24 protein-coding genes are annotated in these 23385 nt (G+C 67.0%); 11 read left to right on the forward strand and 13 right to left on the reverse strand.

Annotated elements, in window-relative coordinates:
• Window positions 1-23: 23 nt before the first annotated feature.
• Window positions 24-1457, reverse strand: a complete 1434-nt coding sequence (locus LGN19_RS07175) for a nicotinate phosphoribosyltransferase (protein ID WP_226213713.1) — start codon at window positions 1455-1457, stop codon at window positions 24-26.
• A 74-nt stretch (window positions 1458-1531) separates the two neighbouring features.
• Window positions 1532-2572, reverse strand: a complete 1041-nt coding sequence (locus LGN19_RS07180; protein WP_226213714.1) for a bifunctional nicotinamide-nucleotide adenylyltransferase/Nudix hydroxylase — start codon at window positions 2570-2572, stop codon at window positions 1532-1534.
• A gap of 181 nt (window positions 2573-2753) precedes the next feature.
• Between LGN19_RS07180 and LGN19_RS07185 the strand changes: the two genes are divergently transcribed.
• From LGN19_RS07185 to LGN19_RS07195, 3 genes are all read left to right on the forward strand, one after another.
• Window positions 2754-3206: a type II toxin-antitoxin system RatA family toxin gene (locus tag LGN19_RS07185; RefSeq protein ID WP_122947668.1), complete on the forward strand. Its 453-nt coding sequence runs from the start codon at window positions 2754-2756 to the stop codon at window positions 3204-3206.
• 213 nt (window positions 3207-3419) lie between these two features.
• Window positions 3420-4307, forward strand: a complete 888-nt coding sequence (locus LGN19_RS07190; protein WP_122947669.1) for a DUF4261 domain-containing protein — start codon at window positions 3420-3422, stop codon at window positions 4305-4307.
• A 131-nt stretch (window positions 4308-4438) separates the two neighbouring features.
• Window positions 4439-5227, forward strand: coding sequence for a lysozyme inhibitor LprI family protein (locus tag LGN19_RS07195; RefSeq protein ID WP_226213715.1), 789 nt, complete (start codon window positions 4439-4441; stop codon window positions 5225-5227).
• Between the two features lie 167 nt (window positions 5228-5394).
• Here the strand turns inward: LGN19_RS07195 and LGN19_RS07200 are convergent, their stop codons facing one another.
• The 6 genes from LGN19_RS07200 to LGN19_RS07225 form a co-directional block, all read right to left on the reverse strand.
• Window positions 5395-5718: a hypothetical protein gene (locus LGN19_RS07200; RefSeq protein WP_226213716.1), complete on the reverse strand. Its 324-nt coding sequence runs from the start codon at window positions 5716-5718 to the stop codon at window positions 5395-5397.
• A gap of 81 nt (window positions 5719-5799) precedes the next feature.
• On the reverse strand, window positions 5800-6183 hold the full coding sequence (gene speD, locus LGN19_RS07205) for an adenosylmethionine decarboxylase (RefSeq protein ID WP_226213717.1): 384 nt from the start codon (window positions 6181-6183) through the stop codon (window positions 5800-5802).
• Window positions 6180-6329: a hypothetical protein gene (locus LGN19_RS07210; protein WP_155291822.1), complete on the reverse strand. Its 150-nt coding sequence runs from the start codon at window positions 6327-6329 to the stop codon at window positions 6180-6182. The genes speD and LGN19_RS07210 overlap by 4 nt, the downstream gene beginning before the upstream one ends.
• The gene (locus tag LGN19_RS07215; RefSeq protein ID WP_226213718.1) at window positions 6326-7840 is read right to left on the reverse strand and encodes a DUF4178 domain-containing protein; all 1515 of its coding nucleotides are present in this window, start codon (window positions 7838-7840) and stop codon (window positions 6326-6328) included. The genes LGN19_RS07210 and LGN19_RS07215 overlap by 4 nt, the downstream gene beginning before the upstream one ends.
• A gap of 9 nt (window positions 7841-7849) precedes the next feature.
• Window positions 7850-8902, reverse strand: a complete 1053-nt coding sequence (locus LGN19_RS07220) for an SPFH domain-containing protein (RefSeq protein WP_122947673.1) — start codon at window positions 8900-8902, stop codon at window positions 7850-7852.
• A 27-nt stretch (window positions 8903-8929) separates the two neighbouring features.
• Window positions 8930-9316: a DUF350 domain-containing protein gene (locus LGN19_RS07225; protein ID WP_011354425.1), complete on the reverse strand. Its 387-nt coding sequence runs from the start codon at window positions 9314-9316 to the stop codon at window positions 8930-8932.
• A gap of 121 nt (window positions 9317-9437) precedes the next feature.
• Here LGN19_RS07225 and LGN19_RS07230 point away from each other — a divergent pair, with 121 nt between their 5' ends.
• From LGN19_RS07230 to LGN19_RS07260, 7 genes are all read left to right on the forward strand, one after another.
• The gene (locus tag LGN19_RS07230; RefSeq protein ID WP_226213719.1) at window positions 9438-10952 is read left to right on the forward strand and encodes a polyamine aminopropyltransferase; all 1515 of its coding nucleotides are present in this window, start codon (window positions 9438-9440) and stop codon (window positions 10950-10952) included.
• Entirely contained in the window at window positions 10952-12571 is a 1620-nt protein-coding gene (locus LGN19_RS07235) for an NAD(P)/FAD-dependent oxidoreductase (RefSeq protein ID WP_226213720.1), read from the forward strand. The genes LGN19_RS07230 and LGN19_RS07235 overlap by 1 nt, the downstream gene beginning before the upstream one ends.
• A 124-nt stretch (window positions 12572-12695) precedes the next feature.
• Entirely contained in the window at window positions 12696-13445 is a 750-nt protein-coding gene (locus tag LGN19_RS07240) for an N-acetylmuramoyl-L-alanine amidase family protein (RefSeq protein ID WP_226213721.1), read from the forward strand.
• Window positions 13446-13499: 54 nt separating this feature from the next.
• On the forward strand, window positions 13500-13889 hold the full coding sequence (locus LGN19_RS07245) for a lysozyme inhibitor LprI family protein (protein ID WP_226213722.1): 390 nt from the start codon (window positions 13500-13502) through the stop codon (window positions 13887-13889).
• Window positions 13890-13982: 93 nt separating this feature from the next.
• Window positions 13983-14561 (forward strand): hypothetical protein, encoded by a 579-nt coding sequence (locus tag LGN19_RS07250; protein WP_226213723.1) that lies wholly within the window; start codon window positions 13983-13985, stop codon window positions 14559-14561.
• A gap of 139 nt (window positions 14562-14700) precedes the next feature.
• Window positions 14701-15561, forward strand: coding sequence for a hypothetical protein (locus LGN19_RS07255; protein WP_226213725.1), 861 nt, complete (start codon window positions 14701-14703; stop codon window positions 15559-15561).
• Complete coding sequence (locus tag LGN19_RS07260; protein ID WP_226213726.1) at window positions 15561-16085, forward strand: GNAT family N-acetyltransferase; 525 nt, start codon at window positions 15561-15563, stop codon at window positions 16083-16085. The genes LGN19_RS07255 and LGN19_RS07260 overlap by 1 nt, the downstream gene beginning before the upstream one ends.
• Here LGN19_RS07260 and LGN19_RS07265 read toward each other — a convergent pair.
• Window positions 16080-17000, reverse strand: coding sequence for a LysR family transcriptional regulator (locus LGN19_RS07265; RefSeq protein ID WP_174956087.1), 921 nt, complete (start codon window positions 16998-17000; stop codon window positions 16080-16082). The genes LGN19_RS07260 and LGN19_RS07265 overlap by 6 nt on opposite strands.
• A 153-nt stretch (window positions 17001-17153) precedes the next feature.
• Between LGN19_RS07265 and LGN19_RS07270 the strand changes: the two genes are divergently transcribed.
• Entirely contained in the window at window positions 17154-18350 is a 1197-nt protein-coding gene (locus tag LGN19_RS07270) for an FAD-dependent oxidoreductase (RefSeq protein ID WP_319000635.1), read from the forward strand.
• Window positions 18351-18378: 28 nt separating this feature from the next.
• Here the strand turns inward: LGN19_RS07270 and LGN19_RS07275 are convergent, their stop codons facing one another.
• The 4 genes from LGN19_RS07275 to LGN19_RS07290 form a co-directional block, all read right to left on the reverse strand.
• Entirely contained in the window at window positions 18379-19458 is a 1080-nt protein-coding gene (locus LGN19_RS07275; RefSeq protein WP_226213728.1) for a hypothetical protein, read from the reverse strand.
• Window positions 19459-19822: 364 nt separating this feature from the next.
• A complete protein-coding gene (locus tag LGN19_RS07280; RefSeq protein ID WP_226213730.1) occupies window positions 19823-21169 on the reverse strand; it encodes a glutamine synthetase family protein in 1347 nt (448 codons plus the stop codon).
• A 152-nt stretch (window positions 21170-21321) separates the two neighbouring features.
• Window positions 21322-21879 carry a helix-turn-helix domain-containing protein gene (locus LGN19_RS07285; RefSeq protein WP_122947682.1) on the reverse strand — a complete coding sequence of 186 codons (558 nt, stop codon included), beginning with the start codon at window positions 21877-21879 and terminating at the stop codon, window positions 21322-21324.
• Window positions 21880-21896: 17 nt separating this feature from the next.
• Window positions 21897-23186 carry an NAD(P)/FAD-dependent oxidoreductase gene (locus tag LGN19_RS07290; RefSeq protein ID WP_226213732.1) on the reverse strand — a complete coding sequence of 430 codons (1290 nt, stop codon included), beginning with the start codon at window positions 23184-23186 and terminating at the stop codon, window positions 21897-21899.
• Window positions 23187-23385 lie beyond the last annotated feature (199 nt).

The raw sequence follows: 23385 nt of genomic DNA on the forward strand, positions 1-23385 counted from the left end.
GGCGGGATGCCCCGCCGCTTGTGTCACACCTCCCCCGCGTGCGCCCTCGCCCGCACTTCCGCAAACGACGTATCGACGAGCAACCGTCCCGTATCGAACACCGTTACCAGCGCTTCCTCCCATTCGCCTTCCAGCATCCGGTCGTCCCACGCGGCGGGCAGCGTCGTCGTCCGATACTCACCGGTGCGGAAACTGCGCAGCAGCGTGAGCCGTCCCTTCTTCGAGCGCTTGCCCTGATCGGTGACCGGATCCTTGCGGACGTCGTGCCACACGCCGCCACGCCGGATCGCCGAGCACTTCATCGCGAAGCGCTGCGTATCGCGGTTCACCTGCTGCAGCAACCCGCCGCCCATGCCGAACACGACGTTGCCGGCCGCATAGCCCGCGTCGTCGAGCGCTGCCAGAATCGCTTCGATCGACAGTTCGTCGACGCCGTCGCCCTGGATCACGCGCACGCGATTCAACACGCGCCGCCCCTTGCCGTTCAAGGTCGAGCCGAACGATGCGTCGAGCGCACGCACGGTCTGCAGCACGATCGCCACCGGGTCGCCCGAATCGGGCCGCACGACCAGCGTCGCGCCCGAATCGAGTACGGCCTGCCGAAGCTCGCCGCCCCACAGATCGAGTGCGGCAAACAGATCGTAGGAGTCCGACACGACCGACACGATCGCTCCGGGCAGCCCAAAGCGGCGAATCATGTTCCGGTACGCATCGGCTTCGTGCTCACGCCCCCACGATGTAATCGTGCTGTGCTCGGCCGCCGGCACCGAGTATGCGGCCATCGGCTCGCGATAGAAGCGGTTCGCGGCCAGTACGCCGAGCACCGTGTCCGAACCCATGAAGTTCACGAGATGCGCGGCACCGCCGATCGCGGCCGATTCCGCGCTCGACACGCCGCGCGCGCCGAAGTCGTGCAGCTTGAACGGCAGTTGCGCAAGATCGTCGTCGGTCTTTTCGAGGAAGTGGCGGATCGTCTGCCGCAGGTGCCAGCTGCGCGTCGCGACCGTCACCGGATACCACACGCGCAGCAGCATCGTCTCGAGATACGACGCGAGCCAGAATACCTGCGGGTCTTCGCATTCGACCGTCATCAGCACGTTGTGCACCGGCACGACCGAGCCCTCGGGCACCGCGCGGATCTTCACCGGCAGGTAGCCGTCGTAGCGATCGACGATGGTGCGCCACCCCGCTTCGTTGAACGGCTCGCCGTGCACCGTGAAGAAATCGCGCGCCTCGTCGATCATCGCGTGCGTGATCGGCTTGCACAGATATTCCTTCAGCAGCATCTGCAGGCCGAAGAACACCGTGCGGTCGTAGCGGCCGCCGCGCGATTCGACGTACGAGAACATCGCCGATGCGTCGGGCGGATATTGCAGGAAGTGGGAAGCCTTGTACGAATCCGTGTTGAGGATCGGATTGGCGAGAACCGCGGCAAAGCCGCCGAGATCGTGTTGCATGGCTAGAGCTCCTCTAGGCCGTTGAAGTGCCGCCGCGTCTGTCGCGGCGGACCGTCATGCGGGGAATCAGCGAATCACAGCTTCCCCAGGAAGTGATACGCGATGTCGAAGTGATCCTCGAACATCACGTTGCGCATCTGCGCGAATTCGTTGAGCGGCACCCAGCGTGCCTTGTCGGCGTCGTCGCTGCCCTTCACGCGCGGCAGTTCGCCGGTCGGGAAGTTGAACAGGCACGCGTGCGTGATCGTGCGGCCGCGCAGCGAACGCGCCGGGTGATCGAACACCTGGCGATCCTTGATCGAGCCGCGCAGCACGGGCTCCGGCAGCTTCAGCCCGGTCTCCTCGCGCAGCTCGCGGATACAGGCCGCGTCGAGCCGCTCGTCCTGGTTCACGAACCCGCCCGGCAGCGCCCACAGGCCGCGGCCCGGTTCGCTGCGGCGGCGCACGAGCAGGATATGGCCCGAGTGCACGACCACCGCGTCGACCGTCACGAACGTGACGGGATACGGGGCGGCCGCCCACGCCTTGCGATACGCGGCGATGAATTCGGCTTCCGACTTCAGCTGCGCGAATTCCGGCTGCGTGCGGAAACGCTCGAGCCAGCCGAACACGGGTTCCGGCACGGCCCATTGCACGAAGCTGTTGGGGCGTTCGGCGAAATACTGGTCGCGGATCTCGGTGGCGGAAATGTCTTCCGTCGCGTCGACGTCGACGAGCTCCCATTGCGGGAACATCCGCAGGTAATACGACGTGGCGTCCTTCTCGTGGCCGATCAGCCCGACCTTGCGCTGCGCGATGTCGCCGAGCGCGGACGCGACGGCGTCCTGCACCCAGCGCACCCAGTCGCCGTCGTTGTAGGTCGAATCCTGCAACGGCGCGATCGTGACGCGGTCGCGCTCGGACGCGTCGAGCAGCGAAGCCAGCATCTGGCGGCGCTCGTCGAACGAGAACGGATCCTTGTTGGTGCGGGGCTTGTCGGTCGATCCGATCAGCACGCACACGCGCTCGGCCCGGCTCAGTGCCGACTTCAGCACATTCAGGTGACCACGATGCGGAGGCTGGAAACGACCAATGAAAACGAGCGCGTCGAAGCGCCGGTTCTGTTGCGTACTCATGAGGCTCCCTCAAGAGATTGAAACGCTTCGGGTCTTTCCCGAAGGGTTGAATCGAATCCTAGGGGAAATCCCGGAATGCGTCAATCGAGCCCATGCTCGACTTGACGAAGTCTGAAGAAATGCACGGCGTGGGCGGGGTACACTCGATTTCATCCCAATCCGCGCCATTGCGCCCGCCATCATGAGGATCTCAGTCAGCCGGACCGTCGGCGTCGATCGCAGACGCCTCTTCACGTGGTCGCAGGATTACGCGCGGCGGCTCGTGTGGGACAGCTTCCTCACCGACGCCTATCTGCTCGACGGCATGACGGCCGACGTCGGCGTCGACGCGTTCTGCCGCAGCCAGTCGGGCGCGACGATGGTGTCGCGCTACATCTCGTACCGTCCGCCGCAGGTCGCCGCCGTCGAAATGGTCGACGGGCCGAAAGTGCTCGAACGCTTCAGCGGCAGCTGGAACTTCACCGAGCGCACACCCGGCACGACCGAGGTGAAATTCACGTACCACTTCCGCGCCCAGCCGGCCTGGCTGCGCTGGCTGCTCGAACCGCTGATCGGCGCGTTCTATCTCGTGCAGACGCGCCGGCGCCTCGATTCGTTCAAGCGCTGGGCCGAAGCCGAAGCACTGCCGCGCTGACCGGCGGCCCCGGGCCGCATGGCCCGGCGTGTCCGCGCCATCTCCTCCCGAAAGTGTTCGAACACGCCACCGCCGCGCCATCGGGCATTCCCCGCGCATTTGCCAGATTCGCCGAACCCGGGGAAACTACGGGCGACCGCCATCCCGACGGCATGCCCCGACCGAGAGAACGGGGCACTCTCCCTGAAACGGCTTCGACACGAACCTAATCCGATGAGCCTGATATCCCGATTCTTTGGCCGCAAGGAAGCACCCGAAAACTCCGTCGAGCTGATCGCGGCACCCGACATCGAGAATCCGCTGAGCGTGACGGTCGTCTTCGACGGCCCGCTGAAAGTCGATATCGCCGCGCTGACGGCGGCGCTGCGCGCGTACCACCCGAGCATGAAGCAGGCGCGCGTCGAAACCGAGCCGACGCTGGAGCACGTATTCGGGCTCGCCGGCTGGGGCAACCACGTCGTCCAGCTGGTCGGCTTCGACGCGCCCTATCCGTCCGAAGCACTGGAAGCGTGCGTCGCGCCGGCCCACTACGGGCAGGACCTGAAGCAGCAGGTGCGCGCGAGCCGCAGCCACGTGATCCTCTACTACGCCGGGCACGAAGCGAATCCGCTCGAACAGTATGTCGCGCTGGCGGCCATCGCCGGTGCGCTGGCGGAACAGAACGGCCTCGCGGTGCTGAACGAGCACGCGCACACGTCGCTGCCGGCCGGCGTCTTCAATGCGAAGGAACTCGGCGACGAAAGCCTCGAAGTGCTGCGGGATTTCCCGCTGAACCTGTTCTTCTGCGGCTTCGTGAAATACGAAGTCGAAGGCACCAACGGCGTGTGGATGCGCACCTATGGCGCCGACGTGTTCGGCCTGCCCGATTTCGCCGCGCTCGCTGAAGGCCATCACGAAGGCGAACGCTACTCGGGCATCTTCAACGACGTGATGCACTACCTGCTGGAAAGCGGCGCGCGGATGCATGCGGGCGAAACGATGCAGATCGGCGCGGAAACGTTCATGAAGCTGCGCGAGCCGCTCGAGCACGAGTACTACCTGCAGGGGCCGGCACCGGTGCTGGTGGCCGAGCTGATCTCGGCGGACCAGATCAATCGCTGAGCGGCCCCCGTCACACCGCTTCGCACCGTGATGCACGGCGCGCGGGTTCGACGCTTCGCGAACCGCGTGCGCTGCTGCGTCACCTGACGGCGGCGTGACAGCCCCCGCTCGAACCCGATGAGGAGCCACCCGTGTTCGGTATTCGCCTGGGTCTCACGCTGGCCGCCATCGGCCTCTCGTTGTCGGCCCACGCCGACAGCATCGACTGCACACGGGAGAAGACGCGCACCGATCGCCTGATCTGCGCCGACACGGCGCTCTTGTCGGCCGACAGCGCATTGTCGAGCGCGTACGACGACGCAGTCGGCATCGCCGCCGACCAGCAGGCCGTGATCCGTTCGCAACGCGCGTGGCTCGTGCAGCGCGATGCCTGCACCGACGCCGCCTGCCTCGCCGCTGCCTACCGCGACCGTACCGAGGCGCTCAAGCAGGTGAAGCATGCTGGCTGGAAAACCTATCGCGACCCGGTGCTCGGCGTCTCGTTCGAATACCTCGCGAACCGGCAGGTGAAGAAGCCCTGCCCCGCAATCGGCGGCGACCGCTGCATCGCGATCGTCGGCCGCAACATGACCTACAGCACCGACCTCATCGCGTTCAAGATCGTCGACGGCGCGCTGGAGGCGGTCGCGGAGAAGGAAGCGGGATTCGAGAAGCGGGACGACGGCAAGTGGGTGACGTCATACGGCTCCGGCATCGCACAGGAAGTCGAGCGGATCTCCGGTGCCGGCTGGCGCGGCATGCAAGCGACGATCATGTGCCGCATCAACGATCCGAAAACCGGCTTCTACTCGGCGGCCGGCGAATGCTATTGGGCCGTGCTGAGCAACGGCAAGCGCGCGGTCGTCGCGACTACGCAGGGCTTCGTCGGCACCGACGACGCGACGTTGCACAGCGTGTCGTCGTTCCGGTTCGACCGTTAGCGGGAACGTCGCGACGTGCGATCGCCCGGGCATGAATCGACGTGCGATGCGTCATCGCAACGACGCCTCGGCAGCCTGTCGCCAACATCCGCAAGGGCAAAAGCGCACTGCCTGGCCCGATCCGCAACGGTCGCTCCACCAGCCGCGCCGTGCGAACCGCATCCGCACTAACGTGCGCCGTCCCCGCGCAACGGGAACGTTTCCGCGCCCGCATCGCGGCGCAACGTGACCTCCGTACCGGTCAGCCATCCTGACGATTTCAGGATCGGGCGCGCCACCGCATACAGCCGGTCGGCGCTGGCGCCATACAGGTACAGGTAACCGTCGTTGCCGTCGCGATGCAGTTCGGTCTCGCCCAGTTCGCCAGCCCCTGCCTGCTTCACCGCGCGATCCAGCCGTTGCTCCAGCGCGTGAAGGCGCGCGTTGTCCTTCTCGTAGTAATCGAAGTGAACCATCACGACCGGCCCGGGCGGCTTCGGCGGCGGTGGCATTGCCGGCGAGCAGCACCCAGCCAAGCCACGTAGCGAATCGGATTCTGTTACGCATATCGATAAAGGAAGTGAATCGCCCGCTCACGTCGACGCACCGCCGCGCGCAACCTGCTGCCGGACTTGCGCCTGCGTGCCGAGCGCGGCGGCGATCGCATCGACTGCATCGGCCGCGCGCGCCGCGCCGCACATGAATGCGTCGACGGCCGCGAAGCGATGCTCGGGCCACGTGTGGATCGTGATGTGCGACTCGGCGAGCAACACGACGCCCGTCACGCCGTGCTCGCCGCCGAAATGATGGAAATGCGCGCCGATCACGCGCGCGCCCGCCTGCTGCGCCGCTTCGGTGAGAAGCGCCTCGAGCCGAGCGGCGTCGCGCAGCAGCGCGGCGTCGATCCCGGCCAGGTCGGCCAGCACGTGCGAACCGAACGTCGCGCGCGGTGGCACGATCCCGTCGCGCGCGGTCATTTGTGCGACCCGTACGACGAGTAGCCGCTGCGGGCCGACGAACTGCCCCAGCCGCTGCCGCCTGAACCGCTGCCGCCGATCGACGCGCAGCTGAACAGCGTGACGACGATCAGGCCATAGATGCCGTAGAGGATGTACCGGATCACGCGTTGCCTCCGTCCGATGCAAAACTCTTCCACAGCCATTCAGGCAGCCACAGCACCAGCAGGCCGACCAGCACGTAGACGGAGCGGCCGCTGAACGAAAACAGCGAGCCCATGTTCAGGATCACGAGCAGCGCACTGAATACGAGCGGCAGCGGCGCGAAACTGTGCGGGCCTTTCCGGCCGAACAGGCCCGTCGACGCGGTGGTGGCGGTGGCCGCCGCCGCGGCCGTCGCGAGCGCCGGCGTGCCGAAGCGTTCGGCAAGCGTGCTGCCCGACAGCGGCCGCGCGCGCGACCAGACGATCTCCGCGTCGCTGCGCTCACGCGTCAGCTTGTCCTTCTGCCAGCCGTAGTCGATGATCGACGTGCGATCGCCGACCTGCACGCGCCAGTTGAACGCACCGACCACGTAGACGACCTCCGAGTCGTATTGCTCGCGCAGGCGGTAGGTCTTGCCGCCGTCGGTCACATCGGCATCGCTGCCGATCGTCGGCCATTGGTCAAGCACCTGCACGCGCTCCCAGCGCCCTTCGCTCTGTACGAGCCACAGAAACCCGCGCTTCGGGTTCAGCAGCAGGTATTCGTCCCACGTCTCTTCGTCGTCCGGCACGCGGCAACGCATCATCCCGATCACCGTGTACTTCACGCCGTCGAATGTGCCGATCGCGCCGAGCTCCAGCGCCCCCTTCACCGCTTCGAGCTTGCGCTGCGCCGCGAACACGGTCTGCTGCTCGGCCGTGCACTGCACGCCCGCGTGGCAACTGCCGCACACCACGTAGTCGGCGACGTTCGGCGCATACGACAGCGGCGCGCCACAGCTCGGGCACGCGAACGGCACCATCTCCGCCCCGCGCTTCTCGCGCGTATCGTGTTCGGTATCGCGCAACCCGGTGAACGCGAGCGCATCGAATTCGAGCGCTTCGCCCGTATAGACGGCCGGGCTCCCGCCGTTCGAATCGGCGTCGGAATAGTCGTAGGTTGCGAATGCGTTGCCGGTGCGCAGGTCGACGACGCGCGCCTCCCAGCCGGCATCGACGCGGAACGGCAGCTCGCCGTCGCCGCCCGTGCAGTGCGCGGTGCGCACGTCCGACACGAGAAACGCGCGGCCGCCGTGGTCGATCCGCATGCCCGGTTCCAGCGTGCCGAACGCCGGCCACGCGCCGCCGGACGCATCGTCGGGCTCGCGCACCGTGACCGCATACTGGCCCGACGCATCCGACAGCCAGCCGAACGCGCCGTCGTCGAACACGACATACCACTCGCTCCATGCGCCGGCGTCGTAGGTCATCTGGATGCGCCCGAGCACCGTGAACGCTCGCTTGCCGTAGCGCCCGGCCGTGCCGATCTGGATCGGTGACGCGTCGTCGAGCACCGTGGCCAGTTCGCCGATGCGTTCGACGTCGGTGCCGCGCTTGAGCAGCGTGCTGCGGCAGAACGCGCAGACGGCCATCACCGCCGCCGCCGAGCGAAACTCGACCGGCGCGCCGCACTGGGGGCACGAGGTACTGAACATGCGCGACGCTTACCGGGTGAGCTTCGCGAGGATCTCGGCCTTCGCGCGCGAATATTCGTCTTCGGTCACGAGGCCCTTGTCGAACAACGCCTTCAACTGTTCGAGGCGCTGCACGTAATCGGTCCCTTCCGCCGGCGCGGCAGGCTGCGCGGCGGCCACCGGCGCCGCGGCGGGCGCAGGCGGTGCAGCCGGCGCCGGTTGCGCGGCACCCGCGATCTGGCCAGCCATTGCCTGCCCGATTACCGCCCCGGCGGCGAGCCCCGCGCCGACGCCGGCGATGCCACCCGGGTTCTGCGCCGCGAGCGGAATCGCCTGCGCGGTCTGGTATTGCGTAGCCCGCGCGAGATCGCCGGCCATTCCCGCGCTGATCCGCAGGTCGAGCGCCTTCTGCAGTTCGGCCGGCAGCGACACGCTCTCGACCGCGAACGCGTCGAGCGCGAGGCCGTAGCGCGTGAACACCGGCACCAGCGCCTCGGCGACGCGCTGCGACAGCAGCGACTGGTTCGCCGCCATGTCGACGAACGGCACGTCGGCCGAGCCGAACGTCGTGCTCATCGCGGTGACGACCAGGTTGCGCAGCTGCTGTTCGAGATCGTCGACCGTGTACTGCGCGCGCGTGCCGCTGACCTCGCGATAGAACGCGCCCGCATCGACGATCCGGTACGAGTAGATGCCGAACGCGCGCACCTGCACGAAGCCGAACTCGCGGTCGCGGATCGTCAGCGGCTGCGCGGTGCCCCAACGGCGGCCAAGCTGCAGCCGCGTGCTGAAGAAATAGACGTCCGACTTGAAAGGCGACTGAAAGAGTTTGTCCCAGTTCTTCAGGTACGTGAGCACCGGCAGCGTGTTCGTTTCCAGCGTGTACAACCCTGCCTGGAAGATGTCGGCGACCTTGCCTTCGTTCACGAAGATCGCGACCTGCGTTTCGCGCACGGTCAGCTTGCCGCCGTACCGGATTTCCATGTCTTCCATCGGATAGCGCCAGGCCAGCACGCCGTCGGTGTCTTCGGTCCATTGCAGGACGTCGACGAACTGCTTGCGGATAAACGATCCCAGACTCATGTCGGTCTCCTCGAAACGCGTGGCGCGTCAGGTCAGGCAGGCGGCATTGATGATGCCGACGACGAGCGACGCGGTGCCCATCAGGCCGCCCATCGCGACGTTGCGATCTTCGATTGCATGATTCATGCCGGGCATCAGGCGTGTGAGCGCCGCATAGGTAATCAGTTGCACGGCCATCGCGCCGACGGCCCAGATCACGACTTCGCCGAGCGTGGAATTGTGCGCGATGCTGGATGCGAGCGTCAGGCAGAAGCCGATCAGCGCGCCGCCGAACGACAGCGTCGCGGCCGCGTTGCCGTCGCGGATCAGCGCCAGTTCGTCGAACGGGGTGACCTTCAGGTACACTGCCGCGAACACAAGAAGCAGCACGAACGCCGACAGTAAATGAACCGCATAGAGATAGGCACTATTCATTCTTTCCCTCGGATTTTGTGCTCGGTTCGCCGCCCCGTCGCCGGCCGGCCCGCGCAGGGCCAGCAGACAAAATTCCGCGCCAGTATATCCACATTGCCGACCGCTGCACAACGGACGCACCATGCTGCATAAGCGCGCGCTCGTCCTGTCGATTCTCGTGCTCGCGTCATGCGGGCTCGGCTACGAACTGATCAGCAGCGCGCTGTCCAGCTACCTGCTCGGCGATTCGATCCTGCAGTTCTCGTCGGTGATCGGCTGCTACCTGTTTGCGATGGGGATCGGCTCGTGGCTCGCGAAGTTCATCGAGGACGACGACGTGCTCGACCGCTTCGTCGATATCGAGCTGCTCGTCGGCCTGCTCGGTGGTGTGTCGGCCGCGCTGCTGTTCGCGGTGTTCGCTTGGCTCGCAGCGCCGTTCCGCGCGGCGCTCTATGCGTTGGTGCTGGCGCTCGGCATGCTGATCGGGATGGAGATCCCGCTCGTGATGCGCGCGTTCCAGCAGCGCCGCCAGGCGTTCCGCCATACCGTCAGCGAAGTGCTGACCTTCGACTATCTCGGCTCGCTCGCCGTGTCGCTGATCTTCCCGCTGGTGCTCGCGCCGCGGCTCGGCCTGCTGCGCACCAGCTTCCTGTTCGGGCTCCTGAACGCCTTCGTCGCGCTGTGGACGACGCACCTGTTCCGCGACGAGATCCGCAACGTGCGCGGCAAGCTGATGCGTGCGTCGCTCGTGATCGGGCTGCTCATCGCCGGCTTCGCGCTTTCGGATCGCATCACGCACTGGGCCGAACACGGCGTGTACGGCGACGAGACGATCTATTCGGAAACGACGCCGTACCAGCGCATCGTGCTCACGCAGTGGCACGACGACATGCGGCTGTACCTGAACGGCAACCTGCAGTTCTCGTCGCGCGATGAGCATCGCTATCACGAAGCGCTGATCCACCCGACGATCGAGGCGCTGCCGTGGGCGAAGCGCGTGCTCGTGCTCGGCGGCGGCGACGGCCTCGCGGTGCGCGAGCTGCTCAAGCACCGCAACCTCGAACAGATCACGCTCGTCGATCTCGATCCCGCGATGACGAAGCTGTTTTCCACGTCCGCGCCGCTCGTCAAGCTGAACCAGGGTTCGCTGAAGGACCCGCGCGTGCACGTGATCAACGACGACGCGGTGCGCTGGCTCGAATCGAACGCCGACGTGTACGACGCGATCGTCGTCGACTTCCCCGACCCGACCAACTTCGGGCTCGGCCGGCTGTATTCGGTGCCCGTGTTTCGGCTGCTCGCGCGCCACCTGTCGGAGAACGGCTATGCGGTGATCCAGTCGACGTCGCCGTACTTCGCGCCGCACGCGTACTGGACCATCATCGCGACGCTGCACGAGGCCGGGCTCAACACGTGGCCGTACCACTGCTACGTGCCGTCGTTCGGCGACTGGGGGTTCGTGATTGCCGGCAAGCGCCGCGACTTCACGGTGCCGACGCACTACTCGGTGCCCACGCGCTGGCTCGACGCGCAGACGGCCGTCGAGATGTTCCACTTCCCGGCCGACATGCCGGCGCTGCCGATGTCGCCGAACGAACTCAACGACCAGCCGCTCGTGCGCCGTTTCGACGACGACTGGAAACACGTGCTGCGCTGATGGACCGCCGCACGTTCCTCGTCGCGTCGGCGGCCGCGTCGCTCGCCGCCTGCGGGCGCACCGGCTGGGTCGAGACGACGCCGCAGGTCGGCTACCCCGGCATGCGCGAAGGCCATGCGCTGCGCGACCACGCGACGCTGCCGCCGCCTTCCGGCACGCTCGAGACCGACGTCGCGATCCTCGGCGCGGGTGCCGCCGGCCTGTCGTGCGCGTGGCAGCTCGCGCGCGCGGGGCACAAGCGCTTCACGGTGCTCGCGGGCCCCGAATTCGGCGGCAACGCGGCCGGCGGCCGCTTCGGCGATCTCGGCTATCCGAAAGGCGCGCACTACCTGCCGCTGCCGTCGCTCGAATCCACGCATCTGCGCGACATGCTCGCCGATCTCGGCGTGATCGAATCGGCGCCGTTCTCCGCACGCCCGGTGTATGACCAGCGCGTGCTCGTCCATGCGCCCGACGAACGGCTCTTCATCGCCGGACAGTGGCAGGACGGCATCGTGCCGACGGCCGGCCTCGGCACCGACGAGCTCGCGCAACAGTCACGCTTCTTCGCGTACACGGACACGCTGCGCACCGCACGCGGCGCCGACGGCCGCAAGGTGTTCTGCATCCCGATCGCGGAATCGTCGCGCGACCCGCGCTGGCGTGCGCTCGACCGGCGCTCGTTCCGCCAGTGGCTGCTCGACGAGGGTTACACCGCGAAGGCCCTGCACTGGTACCTGAACTATTGCTGCCGCGACGACTACGGCGCCGGGTACGAGCACGTGTCCGCGTGGGCCGGCCTGCACTATTTCTCGTCGCGCGGCGGCCACGCGGGCGACGCGAGCGACGGCGCGGTGCTGACCTGGCCCGACGGGCTGCACACGATGGTGACGAAGCTCACCGATTCGATCACCGCGCGCACCGGCTCGAACGCGTGGTCGCGCGACGGCTTCGCGGTGCGTGCGACCGAACGCGCGGGCGGCGTCGACGTGCTGTGTGCGCGCATCGGCAACGACGGCGCGCTGTCGACGTTCACGCTGAAGGCGCGGCGCGTCGTCTGCGCGATGCCGTTGTTCGTCGCGGCGCGCGTGTTTCCGCAGCTTGGCGCGTACGGCTTCGACTCCGCGCGCGACCTGCCGCCACGCGCGCCGTGGCTCGTGTCCAACTTCCTGCTCGACGGCATGCCGCCCGAAGCAGCGGGCGTGCCGCTCGCGTGGGACAACGTCGTCTACGACGGCGCGGGGCTCGGCTATGTCGTGTCGACGCACCAGCTGATCCGCATGTCGCCGCCGACGCGCTCGGTGTTCTCCGCGTACCAGGCGTTGAGCATGCAGTCGCCGGACGACACGCGCCGCTGGCTCGCGCAGGCGAAGCCCGATGCGTTGCGCGAACAGGCGGCGATCGACCTGCAGGCCGTCTACGGGCGTGAACTGTGGAAACACGCGACGGCGCTCGAGATCACCGTGCGCGGTCACGCCATGGCGACGCCCGACGTCGGCTTCCTGAGCCGGCCAGGCCTGCTCGCGCTGCGCGATGCCGACGGCCCCGTCGTGTTCGCGCATGCGGACCTGTCCGGGCTGTCGCTGTTCGAGGAAGCGTCGTACTGGGGCATGCTCGCCGCCCGGCGCGTGCTGGCCTGACGGTCGTCGTCCGTCATTGCGGCGGCGCCGCCACCCGCTATAATCGCGCGACATTCCGACTGCATTGAGCAGGCCGACGGTGCCGCGCGGTCCGACGCGCCGTATGCCCTCCTCGACAACAACAATGACGAACCGAACCATCCGACGCCTTCGCCCGTTCGCGCGCGCCGCCGCGCGCGTGCTCGCCTGCGCCCCGCTGCTCGGCACGCCGCTGGCACTGCATGCGGCCGACACCGCCGCCCCCGCCGCCGGGCGCTACATCGTCGTCGACACCGGCCATACGCCGGCGCACCCGGGCTCCACCGGCGCAAGCGGCCGCGTCGAATACCTGTACAACCTCGACCTGTCCGCGGCGGTCGCGGAGAAACTCGCCGCGCACGGCGACCGCGTGCTGCGCACGTCGGCCGACGGCCGCGAGATCGCGCTCGACCAGCGCTCGACGCAGGCGCCCGACGCGAACCTGTTCGTGTCGATCCATCACGACTCGATGCAGCAGCAGTTCATCGACGCGGGCCGGCAGCGCGAATTCCGCGGTTTCTCGGTGTTCGTGTCGGAACGCAATCCGCACTATGCGGAAAGCCTGCGTTGCGCGAAGGCGATCGCCGAGCGGCTGGTGGCGGCCGGCGAACGGCCGTCGCTGTATCACGCGCAGCCGATCCGCGGCGAGAATCGCCCGCTGATCGACCCGCAGCTCGGCATCCACCGCTTCGACGATCTCGTCGTGCTGCGCACGGCGCCGATTCCGGCCGTGCTCGTCGAAGCCGGCGTGATCGTCAATCCGGACGAGGAAGCGCGGCTTGCGCGTCGCGAGACAATCCAGAAGCTGTCCACCGCGATCGCGGGCGGGATCGACGCGTGCACGGCGCCGCAATAAACGACGACAAAGCCCGTCGGGCCCAACGGTTTTCACCCAGTCAGGAGCATCACCATGAAAATGAAGAATCTGCTCGCATCCTGCGCGCTGCTCGCGCTTGCCGTTCCGTTCGCCGCGCACGCGGCTGGCTGTGCAAAGCCGCACAGCGCGTTCGACCAGGTGTACTGCAGCAGCACGCAGTTCTCGCAAACCGACCGTGACCTCAACGACGAGTACGGCCGCCTGCGCAAGCAACTGAGCAGCGACCAGCAGGCGACGCTGAAGGCCGGCCAGCTCGCGTGGCTGAAGCAGCGCGACGCGCAGTGCAGCGAGACGCGCAACAACGGCTACCTCGTGGATCTCCAGTGCGCGACCGACATGACGCAGTCGCGGCTGTCGTTCCTGCGCGAGCGTGAACGCGAGTGCACGAGCACCGGTTGCGTGCCGTCGAAACTCGGCGACTAAGGGCTTCGCGCGTGCCGCGCCGCGAAGCGTTTCGCGACGCGGCACTTCTTGCCCTTGCGATCCCTGCGCTTCGGCACCGCGAAAGGAGCGGCGATGCGACATGAATTCTCTGAAGTCCTCAACGATCTGGTCGACTATTTTCTCGTCGGCGATCTCCTGCTGCTGAAGCGCTTCAAGGAACGGCACGCGCTGCCGGACGACGTCGCGACGGCGTTCACGACGAGCGACAGCGGCGACCGCGCCGTGCTGGAAGGCGTCGTCATTCCGCTAGCCGGCATCGAGAACCATCCGTACACGGTGATCTTCACGCTGGATGACGCAACACCCGAATTGTTGAAAACGGGAAGCCGCCTGCAGCATCGGCGCGGCGGGTACGTGCTGCGCGTCGAACATCGTTCGATCATGCTCTACACGTGGCGGATTCTCGAACGCTTCAACGACGCAACGATCAACGCATTGCTCGCGCGTTACCGTGAGCCGGGCAGGCCCGTGATCGAGATCGACAACGGCTGGTATGAGGTCGACATCCTTGGCGGAGAAGTCCCGCGCAACGGCTGGTTCGAGCCTGCGTTCGAATTCGTGCTGAAGAAAACTGCCGCACCGGGCGACGCATCGCAGGTGGATATCAACTACCGCTTTTCGATCGACGGCAGCCTGGATCCGGTGGCATGAATCCGGCCGCAACGCGTGACGACTTCATGGCTTCTTGATGCGTACTCAGCCAGCCCCGTTTCGATGGCTCCCCGGAAGCGGATGTTCCCCTTCCGCGTTGGTCAGACTGCGATCGGCATTTCCGCGCCCGGACACGCCGATGGGCGAAGCGTGGTTCATGGGTGAATCGCGCCGGCTGTTCGCCGAGTTGCAACGCGATCTGCAATCGATCGACGTCGCGGAGCTCGACACGCCGCTCGAAGAAATCGTCGTCGGCACGCTCTCGTTCGGCCCGAGCGACGAATGGCAGCGGTGGTACCACTACTTGCTGGCGCACCTGACCCCGCGCAGCCACGACGGGCAGCACCACGCGCTGCTGGAATGGTTGATCACGGGGTTCGTTTCGCAGCACCCCGACGGCATATCGCCCGAACCGTACCCGGGGTTCCGCCGCGACGTGCTCGACACGCTCGGGCAATGCCTGATGGATGCCCGATGCTGGCCATCGGGCGCACTCGATACGGCCGCGTGCTTCAACCACGCTCACGAACCATCATCCGTTACCGGCGACTGGTTCAATGCGAGCGGAAAATTTTCGTCGTCGATGTTCCTGTGCATCAAATACCTGGAAACGCCGGACATTCACGCGTGGCTGACATCGGTGCTGGGCATCGACGATCCACGCTGGCGCGCGCAGCTCATGCTCTGGTGTGTCGGTGCGAACGACCTGCTCTCGGGTCGTATCCGGCATCCGTCGGCATTCAGCCGCACCGACTACCCGCGAATCGACTGGCAGGGGTCCCGCTGCCTGACCGGCTCGCCCGGCCGCAACGCCGCAGCGTGTGACTTCATTCATCCCGCGCAGCGCGAAGCAGTAGTCGACACGTTACGATCGTTCATGACCGAGGCCACGTTTCTCGCGTGGCTCCAGTCGCTTTGCCAGTACGAGCGCATCGAAAGCGAACTGGGCGATCTGCCGTACCGGTTCTATTCGCTTTACGGCGCCGACTATCGCCCCTGATGAACATCGACATCCGCCCTGCCACGCCCGCCGATGCCCCGGCCATCGCCGCCATCCACGTCGCATCGTGGCAGGCCACCTATCCGGGCATCATGCCGGCCCCGTTCCTCGCCGGCCTGTCGGTCGAGAAGCGCACCGCTTCGTGGCGTCACGCGCTCGAAGCAGGACGGCCGCGTGTCGCGCTCGCGTTGTCGGAAGGAGAGGCGACAGGCTGGATCGCCTACGGCCCGACGCGCGACACCGACAAGGATCGCACCTGGGGCGAAATCGAAGCGATCTACCTGCATCCAGCGCATTGCGGGCAAGGCGTCGGCGCGGCACTGGTCGACCATGCCTGCGATGCGCTGCATGACACAGGCCATGAGTGGGTGTCGCTCTGGGTGCTGGTCAAGAACCGTCGCGCACGGGCGTTCTATGAACGCGAAGGCTTCGTCGCCGAAGACGACATCAAGACGTTCGAGATCGACGGTGCGTCCATCGACGAAGTGCGCTACTGGCGTGCATTGCCGAAGCGATCGTCATGACGGCATCGCCCCCGCCGCCGCCAAACGCGCCTGCATCAACTGCAGCAGCTCGCGAATCTTCGCGTTGACGGAATTGCGGCTCGAATAGGCGGCCAGCAGTTCGAGCGGCGCCGGCGTCATCTCCAGCGGCACGCGCACCAGCCGCCCGGCGGCCAGCTCCGCCGCGCACCCGCGTTCGACGAGAATCGCGAAGCCGATCCCGTTCACCGCCGCCAGCCCCGCCATCTCGCCGCTGTTGACGCGATAGCGGCTCGCGACCGGAATCTTGTGGACCCGCCCGTCACCGTCGGCGAACTGCCACGGCAGCCCTTTCAGCGTGCTCAACGTCGTGATGCACGGCAGTTGCCTGAGCTGCTCCGTCCGGGTCGGCATGCCCGTGCGTTCGATCAGCGAAGGCGCAGCCACGACGACACTCGGCAAGCTCACGAGCGGCCGGACGACGAACGTGCTGTCGTCCAGCTTGCCGCGATTGACGATGATCGACAGGTCGATATCGTCGCGCAACGTCGAGACGCCCGCGAGGCTCGTATCGCAATCGATTTCGACACGCGGATGGCGGCCCGCAAATTCCGCGATGATCGGCCCGAGCATGCGCGGTCCGATTTCACCGGGCACGCAGAGCTTCAGCACGCCGCGCAACTCCGTCTGCTGCGCGGTCAGTTCGAACTCGGCGAGCGTCAGCGCATCGAGCATCGGCTTCGCGCGCTCGTGCAGCAGGCGCCCGGCCTCCGTCATGCGCAGGTGCCGCGTGCTGCGCTCCAGCAGACGCACGCCGAGCCTCGACTCCAGTTGCGCCACATGGCGGCTCACGTTGGAACCGGGTATCGACAGCACGCGCGCGGCAGCGGCAAAGCTGCCTTCGTCGACGACCGACACGAACACGCGCACCGCGTTCAGATCCAGCTTGCTACGCATCATTATCCCGTTTCAGGTATCAAAGCTCGCCGTTTTTCACGGCTTATCCCGTTCGAGACCGTAATTTACGATGCGGATCCAGTCAAGGCGTGGCCGCCGACGCAGCAACCCGCGCCGACGCGAGCACGCACACGAACCTACGGGAGCATCACCATGGATATCGCCATTCTCGGCGCCGGCGTGGCCGGCATGAGTACCGCGCTTGCGCTGGCCGGGCGGGGGCACCGGATACGGCTCTACGAACGCAGGCCGTCCGAGACGACGATGGGCGCGGGCGTCGTGTTATGGCCGAATGCCGGCTTCGTGCTCGATCAACTCGGCCTCCTGCCGGATATCGTCACGGTCAGCGGCCACCTGCGCGCGATGCGGTGCATGGACCTTGACGGCACCCCGTTCAAACTCGCCGATATCCGCGCACTCGATCAACGCATGGGCTTCCCGACGCGCTCGATCCTGCGGCGCGACCTGCAGGCCGTGCTGGCTCGGCACGTCGCCGCGCACGACATCGAAGTCTGCTTCGGCCACTGCGCGACGGCCATCGATACCGGCACCGACGGCCGCGCGATCGTTCGCTTCGACAACGGCGCGACGATCGCCCCCGATCTCGTGATCGGTGCGGACGGCCGCATGAACTCCGTCGCGCGACGCCATGTGGTCGGCGACGCCACCCCCGTCTATCAGGGCTTCGTCAACTGGATCGGCGTGGCGCAGAGCGATGTGCCGCTCGTCGACGAAGTGTCGATATTCGACTACTGGGGCCAGCGCGAGCGATTCGGTATCGTCGCCGTGGACCCGCATCGCATGTACTGGGCGGCGGCCCGGGCCGAGGCCGAAATCGACGATAGTGACGACGACGACGCGGCGCCGGACGATCCGGGCCCGCTGCTGGAACGGCTCTTCGACGGCTGGCCGGCGCCCATCGCGGACGTGATGCGCGCGACGCCGCCGGGCACGATCGCGAAGATCCGCGTGCACGATCTCGATCCGGTGGACGTGTGGCACCGCGGCAATGTGCTGTTGATCGGCGATGCCGCGCACGCGCCGCTCCCCACCTCCGGCCAGGGCGCATGCCAGGCGCTCGAGGACGCGTGGCATCTCGCCCGTTGCCTCGACGAACACGGGAACGGAAATGGCAACGTCCGCGACCTCGACGCTGCGCTCGTAGCGTTCACGCTGCGGCGCAGCCCGAAAACGGCGGCCATCACGCTGCGCGCCCGCGACTTCGCTCACCGGCTGTTCACCACCGACACGCACGAAGCCGCGCGGCAGGCCGATCCGGTCGCCGAAATCGAAGCGCTCGCGTGCGCGTGGGGAGCGGGCCTGCCGATGATGCAGGCGCGGGACCGATAAGAGCCCGAAGTATTACGCAACGGCGCGATCAGTCTGCATCGTCGCCGCACACCGCAGCCGGTACCCGCGTCAAAGGGTGCCGGATCGCGTCTTGCATCGAATCGAAACGCGCCCGATATTCCGGCGCCAGATTGGCAACGCGATAACCGTGTTGCAACAACACCTGCACGAGTACCGGTGTCTCGACATACACCGCCCGCTCGAGCGGTGCGATACGATTCTGTGCAGCCGTGCCATCCCTCGGCATCTTCGCGGATTCGACGAGCCACGCCTCTGCGCCCTTGCGAGCGATTTCCGGCGGATTCGCGTAGGTCCACTTCGCGAACTGATACCAGACCTCGTCCACCTCGTCGGCGGTATGGAGCGTGACGCCCGCGTTGGCCAGCCAGCCGACCGATGCGATTGCAGCGCCCGCGGCCGCGCTCGCATACAGGCTCTCGAAGCGGCTGTCGCCTTGCAGATGCTGCGGATCGACACCCAGCGCAACGAGCTGGTTCATCAGTGCGATCGCCCCGCTCATCGCGGCGCCGTGCAGCGCGGCGCTCCGCTCGTCGGGGCCCCACAACGGCAGGAACTGAGCCGTGATCGCCGGCACGTTTCGAAAACCGACGCGCAGCGCGATGTCGGGCGGCATCACATAAGCCACTCCGTCCTTGCAGAATGTCTCCGGATCGCTCCTGTCCAGGCGTACCTCGCTTGCATGCCTGACGCCTTCGAGCGTGACCGCGAGGCTGCGCGGCGCGGTCTTGCGGATCGCCTCGCTCACCCATGTCGCGCGATCGCAATCGTCGGCACAGTCGGCGAACGCCTGCCGAAACGCGACTGCATCGTCGGTGCGCAATGCGGCCGTCATGCGGGCATTGTCGTCATTGATCTGCTGACCGCGGGCCGCCTCCCGAGGGTCTGGATGATGGCGTTGGTAATCGTCGATCTTGAACGTGGCAATCAGCGCTACGGCCAGAACCCACAGCAGCACCTGTAGCCAGAACGCCCACGCAAATCGCGGTGCACGCCATGGCTTGCGACTCACTGCGTAAGCCAGCAGCACGACGGCGACCACGGCATACACGGCGATACCGACCTCGCTGAGGAAGATCAGCGCACCCATGAACACGATGACCGACAGGTCGCGATCGACCCGCGACACGCAGACCACGGCGGCTGCCAGCAGCGCCCAGAGCGGAATGCCGGACACCCACAGCAAGACGGCCGGGAGACGCGGCGTGGCGGCCGGTGGCCCGGCATGCACACTCACGACTTCATCGACGCGCGTGGACGGCGGTTCGGCATCTCGGTGATCGGTCGTCACGGGGCCCTCTCTTTTTGGTTATCGAGCGAAGCCGGAATCCGAATGTGCACATCCGCTGCGCTTCGGGGCAACCGGTCGCCCGCGGCGGAACCGGAACCGGCCGCCGTGCAGGTCGCAGCTTAACAAACACGCAACCGCGCAGGAACCGCTGCCCCGTTACCGATCACAAAAACCACCGATACTCCCGCGCGCCGATCTCATTGCGGAAATCCAGCTCCTCCTGCCGCTTGTTCTCGCAATACACCATCACGAACTCGCTGCCGAGCCCTTCGCGCACGGCCGCGTGATCCTGCATCGCCGCGACGGCCGACAGCATCTCCTTCGGGAAATCGATCCCGCTGCCGCGATCCTCGTTGAGCGGCGCGATCGGCTCGATCCTCGCATCGAGCCCGTGCTCCATCCCGGTGAGGATCGCCGCGAGCACCAGATACGGGTTCGCGTCCGCACTCGCGAGCCGGTGCTCGATCCGCAGGTTGCGCGCATCCGACTCGGGAATCCGGATGCATGCATCGCGATCCTCGAAGCCCCAGCTCGCGCGGCTCGCCGCGTTCACCATCGAACCGTAACGCCGGAACGCGTTGTGATTCGGCGCGAACACGGGCATGCAATGCGGCAGCAGCGCGAGGCATCCGGCCACCGCGTGCCGCAGCGGCCGCTGTCCGTCCGCCGCCAGCAGGTTGTGCCCCGCATCGTCGTAGAGGCTCACGTGCACGTGCATCCCGCTGCCCGGCGCATGCAGGTACGGCTTGCCCATGAAGCTCGCGCGATAGCCGTGCTGCAACGCAACGCCGCGCGTGCTGCGGCAGAACATCGCCGACCAGTCGGCCGCGCGCAGCCCGTCGTCGCAATGGCCGAAGTTGATCTCGAACTGGCCCGGCCCGAGCTCGGCGGTGATCACGGTCGCGTCGACCCCCTGCTGGCAGGCGACGTCGACCATCTCGTGCAGCACGTCGGAGAAGCGCGACAGCCGCTCGATATGCATGTTCGGCTGATCGTCGCGATCGTCGGACAGGCGGTCGCGCGGATACTTCGGCATCCCCTCGTCGAGCTGCGCGTCGAACAGGTAGAACTCGAGCTCGAACGCGACGACCGGCCGGATGCCGCGCCGTGCGAGCCGCTTCAGCACGCGCGCGAGCACCTCGCGCGGCTCGAACTCGACCGGCGCGTCGGTGCCGTCCGTCGTGATCAGCATCTGGCCGAGCGGCTGCTTCTCCCAGGTCACCGGCTTCAGCGTGCCGGGGATCAGCCGGCGCACGGCGTCCGGGTCGCCGTCGTTGAAACAGTAGTCGCCGATCTTGTAGAGCCCGCCCTGCGTGCCGAGCAGGATGCAGTTCTGCGGCAGCTTCAGCAGCGAGCCGGCCGCCACCTTTTCGAGCGCGTCGATCGGGTAGCGCTTGCCGTAGAAATGTCCGGGCAGGTCGAGGCAGATCAGGTCGACATAACGGATCTCGGGGTGTGCCTGCCGGAATGCGCGGACTTCATCGACCAGCGCGGGAACGACGTCAGCCATGTCTCATCCTTTCCATGTCTTGTATGGCGGTGCCGCAGCGCGGCGAACCGGATTCACGCGGCACGCCGGACCGCGCGCGCCGCATTTAAATCAGTACTGCAAATAGGCTGCGTGGCGCGGCGGCCTGCAACACCGCCCGCCCCGCCGACAACTCAGGTGAATACCCAGATCACGCGCGTCGGCGCGTCGGTCAGGTTGGCATAGCGAAAGCGCTTGTGCGCGGGAAGCTGGAATGCGTCGTTCGGGCCGAGCGTGACGGGCATATCGTCGCCATCGATCCAGATCGTCAGTTCTCCTTCGAGCACGAAACCGCCTTGCTCGTCGCTGTCGTCGACAGGCCGCTCGCCGCTGCTCGCGCCCGGCGCGAGATGGCTTTCGAGGATCGAGAAGCGCGAACGCATGTTCGGCGACACGAGGATGTCGGTAATGCCGGCCGCGTAATACACGGTGCGCCGCTCGTCGGGCCGCGTGACCCACGGCACGCTGCGCGGCTTGCTCAGGCTGTAGAAATAGGTGGTCGGCACGCCGAGCGCCTCGCCGATCGCGGTGAGATCCGCCACCGTCGGGCGCGACAGCCCGCGCTCGACCTGCGACAGAAAGCCGACCGAGCGGCCGATTCGTTCCGCGAGATCGTTGAGCGTGACCTTGCGATGCTTGCGCAGGTCGCGGATCAGGATCGCCAGGCTTTCTATCTCTTCCTGTTCATTCATGGTGTATTCCGGTGCAGTCAGACGGTATCGCGCAAACGGTACCAGGCCTTGCCGATCGCTTCCAGCGGCGCGGCGAGCCGGTCGCCGCCGGGGAAGCGCGGATTGCGGATGCGCTGGTACTGCGCGAGCAGGCGTTCGTCGCCGAGCACCGCATCGGCGACCGCGCGCGCACCCGCGAGCGTCGGCAGCACGCCGTGCCCCGAGAACCCCTGCAGCCAGAAACGCTGCCCGTGGCGGCCGATGTCCGGCGTGCGGCGCATGCTGATGTCGATATGGCCGCCCCACGCGTAATCGAGCGGCACGCCGGCCAGTTGCGGGAACACGCGTTCGAGGTGCGGGCGCGTGGCCGCCGCGATATCGGCCGGAATGCCGCCGAGATACGTGCAGCCGCCGCCGAACAGCAGCCGGTTGTCGGGGCTCAGGCGGAAATAGTCGGGTACGAACTGGTTGTCGATCACGCAACTGTTCTGCGGCAGCAACTTACGGGCGACGTCGGGCGCGAGCGGCGCGGTGGCGACCTGGTACGTGCCGACCGGCAGCAGCCGGCGCGCGAGATCGCGATCGAGCCGGTCGACATACGCGTTGCAGGCCAGCACGAGCACGTCCGCGCGCACTTCGCCGCGCGCCGTGCGGGCAATGTGGCCGCCGGCCGTCTCGCGGCAGTCGAGCACGCGGCTCTGCTCGAAGATGCGGCCGCCCGCGCGCTCGATCGTCTGCGCGAGGCCGAGCGCGAGCTTCAGCGGATTCAGGTGGCCGGCCTCCGGATCGTGCAGCGCCGCGAGATAGCGCGCGCCGCCGATCCATTCGGGCATCTCGTCACGGCCGATCACGCGCAGCCGGTCGTAGCCCCAGCGCTCGGCCGCCTCGTCGCGGGCCTGTTCGAGCATCGCGATGCGCCGCGGCCGCACCGCCGCCCACAGGCTGCCGGGCCGGTAGTCGATATCGAAACCGTGCCGAACGGGCAGTTCGCGCACCTCGGCCGCGGCCCAGCGCATGCTGTCCCACAGCAGGCGCGCACCGTCGCGGCCAAGCGAATCCTCGAGCGGCTGCATGTCGCACGACCAGCCGAGCAGCGCCTGTCCGCCGTTGCGGCCCGACGCGGCCCACGCGACACGGCTCGCTTCGAGCACGACGACGCGCTTGCCGGCGAGCGCCAGGCGCAACGCCGTATGCAGCCCGCTGAAACCCGCGCCGACGACGAGCACGTCGGCGTCGATGCGTTCGTCCAGTTCCGGACGATGCGGGATCGGCGCCGGGTAGGTGCCGGCGTAGTAGCTTGCGACGTGACGGTCGGACTGCGCGAACATGCGGACTCCCGTGAAATTCTCGCCAAGAAATTTCATGAAAAATTAGCACGGCAATTTCACGGAGGCAAGCGAGCAAAAAAAAGGCGCATCCGACTGATGAATCAACGCTGCGTCGTTAGTCTGGTTAGCTGAAGATTCGCTGCCCTGGCAGCCCCGGCCAGCGTCGAAATGGATTGTCACGACAGCCGCGAAGATCGAT

This window comes from Burkholderia sp. AU30198 (assembly GCF_020419825.1).
Taxonomy (GTDB): domain Bacteria; phylum Pseudomonadota; class Gammaproteobacteria; order Burkholderiales; family Burkholderiaceae; genus Burkholderia.

Excerpts from the sequence above, each read along its gene's own strand:
- LGN19_RS07285 (WP_122947682.1), bottom strand. The coding sequence starts at position 21,879 with ATGAATGAACAGGAAGAGATAGAAAGCCTGGCGATCCTGATCCGCGAC.
- LGN19_RS07180 (WP_226213714.1), bottom strand. The coding sequence starts at position 2,572 with ATGAGTACGCAACAGAACCGGCGCTTCGACGCGCTCGTTTTCATTGGT.
- LGN19_RS07240 (WP_226213721.1), top strand. The coding sequence starts at position 12,696 with ATGACGAACCGAACCATCCGACGCCTTCGCCCGTTCGCGCGCGCCGCC.
- LGN19_RS07250 (WP_226213723.1), top strand. The coding sequence starts at position 13,983 with ATGCGACATGAATTCTCTGAAGTCCTCAACGATCTGGTCGACTATTTT.
- LGN19_RS07225 (WP_011354425.1), bottom strand. The coding sequence starts at position 9,316 with ATGAATAGTGCCTATCTCTATGCGGTTCATTTACTGTCGGCGTTCGTG.
- LGN19_RS07260 (WP_226213726.1), top strand. The coding sequence starts at position 15,561 with ATGAACATCGACATCCGCCCTGCCACGCCCGCCGATGCCCCGGCCATC.
- LGN19_RS07215 (WP_226213718.1), bottom strand. The coding sequence starts at position 7,840 with ATGTTCAGTACCTCGTGCCCCCAGTGCGGCGCGCCGGTCGAGTTTCGC.
- LGN19_RS07235 (WP_226213720.1), top strand. The coding sequence starts at position 10,952 with ATGGACCGCCGCACGTTCCTCGTCGCGTCGGCGGCCGCGTCGCTCGCC.
- LGN19_RS07200 (WP_226213716.1), bottom strand. The coding sequence starts at position 5,718 with ATGCCACCGCCGCCGAAGCCGCCCGGGCCGGTCGTGATGGTTCACTTC.
- LGN19_RS07265 (WP_174956087.1), bottom strand. The coding sequence starts at position 17,000 with ATGCGTAGCAAGCTGGATCTGAACGCGGTGCGCGTGTTCGTGTCGGTC.
- LGN19_RS07280 (WP_226213730.1), bottom strand. The coding sequence starts at position 21,169 with ATGGCTGACGTCGTTCCCGCGCTGGTCGATGAAGTCCGCGCATTCCGG.
- LGN19_RS07255 (WP_226213725.1), top strand. The coding sequence starts at position 14,701 with ATGGGCGAAGCGTGGTTCATGGGTGAATCGCGCCGGCTGTTCGCCGAG.
- LGN19_RS07275 (WP_226213728.1), bottom strand. The coding sequence starts at position 19,458 with ATGGGTGCGCTGATCTTCCTCAGCGAGGTCGGTATCGCCGTGTATGCC.
- LGN19_RS07290 (WP_226213732.1), bottom strand. The coding sequence starts at position 23,186 with ATGTTCGCGCAGTCCGACCGTCACGTCGCAAGCTACTACGCCGGCACC.
- speD (WP_226213717.1), bottom strand. The coding sequence starts at position 6,183 with ATGACCGCGCGCGACGGGATCGTGCCACCGCGCGCGACGTTCGGTTCG.
- LGN19_RS07270 (WP_319000635.1), top strand. The coding sequence starts at position 17,154 with ATGGATATCGCCATTCTCGGCGCCGGCGTGGCCGGCATGAGTACCGCG.
- LGN19_RS07185 (WP_122947668.1), top strand. The coding sequence starts at position 2,754 with ATGAGGATCTCAGTCAGCCGGACCGTCGGCGTCGATCGCAGACGCCTC.
- LGN19_RS07190 (WP_122947669.1), top strand. The coding sequence starts at position 3,420 with ATGAGCCTGATATCCCGATTCTTTGGCCGCAAGGAAGCACCCGAAAAC.
- LGN19_RS07230 (WP_226213719.1), top strand. The coding sequence starts at position 9,438 with ATGCTGCATAAGCGCGCGCTCGTCCTGTCGATTCTCGTGCTCGCGTCA.
- LGN19_RS07175 (WP_226213713.1), bottom strand. The coding sequence starts at position 1,457 with ATGCAACACGATCTCGGCGGCTTTGCCGCGGTTCTCGCCAATCCGATC.
- LGN19_RS07245 (WP_226213722.1), top strand. The coding sequence starts at position 13,500 with ATGAAAATGAAGAATCTGCTCGCATCCTGCGCGCTGCTCGCGCTTGCC.
- LGN19_RS07220 (WP_122947673.1), bottom strand. The coding sequence starts at position 8,902 with ATGAGTCTGGGATCGTTTATCCGCAAGCAGTTCGTCGACGTCCTGCAA.